This window comes from Sphingomonas astragali, assembly GCF_051400615.1.
GTDB lineage: Bacteria > Pseudomonadota > Alphaproteobacteria > Sphingomonadales > Sphingomonadaceae > Sphingomonas.
This window is the reverse complement of sequence record NZ_JBLFFH010000001.1, coordinates 1419147-1422238: the sequence shown is the minus strand read 5'-3', so window position 1 is coordinate 1422238 and position 3092 is coordinate 1419147. Positions and strand designations below refer to the sequence as shown.

At 66.5% G+C, this 3092-nt stretch carries 3 protein-coding genes and 1 pseudogene (1 of these 4 only partly in view); all 4 read right to left on the bottom strand.

Annotated elements, in window-relative coordinates; translation table 11 throughout:
- Positions 1–1406, bottom strand: a 1406-nt coding sequence (locus ACMGER_RS07010) for an Ig-like domain-containing protein (protein WP_436811698.1), incomplete at its 3' end; no start/stop codon positions are given.
- Positions 1406–1987, bottom strand: coding sequence for a hypothetical protein (locus ACMGER_RS07005; RefSeq protein ID WP_436811709.1), 582 nt, complete (start codon positions 1985–1987; stop codon positions 1406–1408). The genes ACMGER_RS07005 and ACMGER_RS07010, both read right to left, overlap by 1 nt.
- Positions 1988–2072: 85 nt before the next feature.
- Positions 2073–2396, bottom strand: a pseudogene (locus ACMGER_RS07000) (BapA/Bap/LapF family prefix-like domain-containing protein); the annotation flags it as partial.
- A gap of 438 nt (positions 2397–2834) precedes the next feature.
- Positions 2835–3092, bottom strand: partial view of a winged helix-turn-helix transcriptional regulator gene (locus ACMGER_RS06995; protein ID WP_436811697.1) — the 3' portion only. It continues 159 nt past the right edge of the window; 258 of the gene's 417 nt are visible here — the last part of the coding sequence; its start codon lies off the right edge, out of view; its stop codon occupies positions 2835–2837.

The following is a 3092-nucleotide window of genomic DNA, read 5'->3' as shown; positions in this document are numbered from 1 at the left end:
ACCGTCAGCGCCTCGCCATGCGTCTGCGGCGTCGCAAGCGTCACTGAGAAGCTGCCGTCCGGATTGACGGTGCCGGTCCCGATCACATTGCCGTTCTCGTCGGTCACCTCGACGGAGGCGCCGGGTTCGCCGGTGCCGGTCAGCGTGATGCCGTCGTCGCCCACCGCGAGGTTGGTGGGCGCATCGGGCGCGGTGATGTCCGGAGCGAGCGCCGTGGTCGGATCGGAAGCGTTCCCGGCCGGGTCGGTCTGGATGACCGTCAGGCTCTCGCCATTGGCCTGCGGCTCCGTCAGCGTGACGGTATAGCTGCCGTCGTCGCCGACCGGGCCGGTCCCGACCAGGTTCCCGTCAGGATCGCGCACCTCCACCGTCGCTCCGGGCTCGCCGGTGCCGGTCACCACCGTGCCGGTGTCGTTGACAACAGCCGTCGGCGCATCCGGCGCGGTGATGTCGGGCGCAGTGGCAATCACTTCGGGCGAGACATTGCCAGCCGCGTCCGCCTGGGTCACCGACAGCACCTCGCCATTGGTCTGCGGCGTGGTCAGCGTGACCGAGTAGCTGCCGTCGCCGGCGACCGTGCCGGTGCCGATCACGGTGCCGGCCGGATCGCGCACGGTGATGGCCGCACCGGGCTCGCCCGTGCCGGTCACCACAGTGCCGGTGTCATCGACATCAGCCGTCGGCGCATCCGGCGCGGTGATGTCGGGCGCCAGCGCGGTCGTGGGATCGGACGTGTTGCCGGCCGCGTCGGTCTGCGTGACGGTGAGGGCTTCGCCGTTGGTCTGCGGCGTGGTCAAGGTGACCGAATAGTTGCCATCCGCGCCGACCGCGCCGGTGCCGATCACGGTGCCGGCCGGGTCCCTGATAGTGATGCTCGCCCCCGCTTCGCCTTGACCGGTCACGATCGTGCCGGTGGCGTCCACCGTCGCCGTAGGGGCTGAGGGCGCAGTGAGATCGGGGGCGAGCGCCGCCGTGGGATCGGAGACGTTCCCGGCAGCATCCGTTTGCGTGACCGTCAGGCTCTCTCCATCGGTCTGGGGCTCGGTCAGCGTGACGCTATAGTTGCCGTCCGCACCAACGGCGCCCGTGCCGATCACATTGCCGTCGGGATCGGCGACGGTGACCGTGGCACCAGGCTCACCGGTACCGGTCACGACCGTGCCGTCGTCATTGACGTCGGCTGTAGGCGCATCCGGCGCGGTGATGTCGGGCGCCAGCGCGAAAGCCGGGTCGGAGACGTTTCCCGCTGCGTCGGTTTGGGTGACGGTTAGCCGCTCGCCATTGGTCTGCGCCAGAGACAAGGTCGCCGAATAGGAACCGTCGGCGGCAACCACGGCGGTACCGATCAACGTGCCGGCCGGCGAGAATACCTGAATCGTCGCGCCAGCCTCGCCGGTGCCCGTCACTACCGTACCAGTGGCATTGACGACCGCGGTGGGCGGTAACGGCGCCTCAGTGTCAGCATCTGCGTCCGCATCGGCATCGGCGTCAGCATCCGCATCGGCATCCGCGTCAGCATCGGCATCCGCGTCGGCGTCAGCATCCGCATCGGCGTCGGCGTCAGCATCCGCATCGGCGTCGGCATCTGCGTCAGCATCGGCATCCGCGTCGGCATCTGCGTCAGCATCGGCATCCGCGTCGGCGTCAGCATCCGCATCGGCGTCGGCATCTGCGTCAGCATCGGCATCCGCGTCTGCATCCGCATCTGCGTCAGCATCGGCATCCGCGTCAGCGTCAGCATCCGCATCGGCGTCAGCATCCGCATCGGCGTCAGCGTCAGCGTCAGCGTCAGCGTCGGCATCCGCGTCAGCGTCGGCATCCGCGTCAGCGTCGGCATCCGCGTCAGCGTCAGCATCCGCATCGGCGTCAGCATCCGCATCAGCGTCGGCATCCGCGTCGGCGTCAGCATCCGCATCCGCATCCGCATCCGCATCCGCATCGCCGTCATCGCCGCCACCGCCACCTGAAGCATTGTCGTCGTCGCCACCTGAAGCGGCAGCGGCGATGCCGATCAAGGCACCGCCGCCCAGCAAGCCCGGCACGAGGAGGCCGGCGCCGCCTTCGCCGCCGCCTTCCGCCAGCAATTCATCAAGATCATTGAGGAGCGAAAAACGGCTTGTCGCCCCGCTCGGATGAGCAAGCCATTGCGTGCCGTCCGATTCCCTGAGGACGAGATCGTTGGTGCCACTTTCCGGTAACGTACTGTAGAAGTCGACAACCCTGACATCTTCGCCGGAGCGAAGGCGCACGATCAGATCGTTACCGTCTCGGTACAATCCAGCGACGTCTGCTCGATTGATCTGCAAGCGAACAACGCTGGGCTTGTCCAGGTCGATTGCGTCCATCGCCACTGTGCGTATTGCGCCGGTCGATTTGTCGATTACCTCTGCAGCCACCGTCGTCTCCTCTCGCAGACCGATGCAACTTCACGAGGCCGACTGTTTGATCTACAAGCGCGTAGAGGAATGCTCCACCCAAGCAGGCCGGCAAAATCTCGTCTACGCAATACGTAGCACCTTGTGTACGATGCCGCCGCGAGAATTCCGATTTCGGAGCTAATTGTGGGCGCAATGTCCGGATTGTGGGCTGAACGGCGGTGCCGACCACTCGCTTGTTAGCCTTGGGACGTCCGTTCCCATACCGATATTAATCTCTGCATCCGCAGGCAGCGACACCGACGCTGGCGCAAGAAGGCCGCCTCGCAATGGCGACGAAATCGCAATTGGAACCGACCTTAACAACGGCGCGGTTGACGCAGTTAACGCGGACCCGAAGATCGGCCGGTAGCCGCCAATGCAGCAACGCGGAGACGAAGCCCGGCTGCGGGCGGCCGGTCAGCCCTTCCGCCCGCGCTCGTCGAAGGCCTCGCGCGCAGCCTCCACCTTTGTCAGGTTCCGGTCCGCCCAGACCCACACCCCGCAAAAGGCCTCGCTGAGCGTGGCGCCGAGTTCGGTCAGCCGATATTCGACCTTCGGCGGGATCACGGGATGGACGGTCCTGCCGATCAGGCCATCGCGCTCCATCTGGCGCAGGGTCTGCGTCAGCATCTTTTGACTGATTCCCTCGACGAGCCTGCCGAGACCCGTGAACCG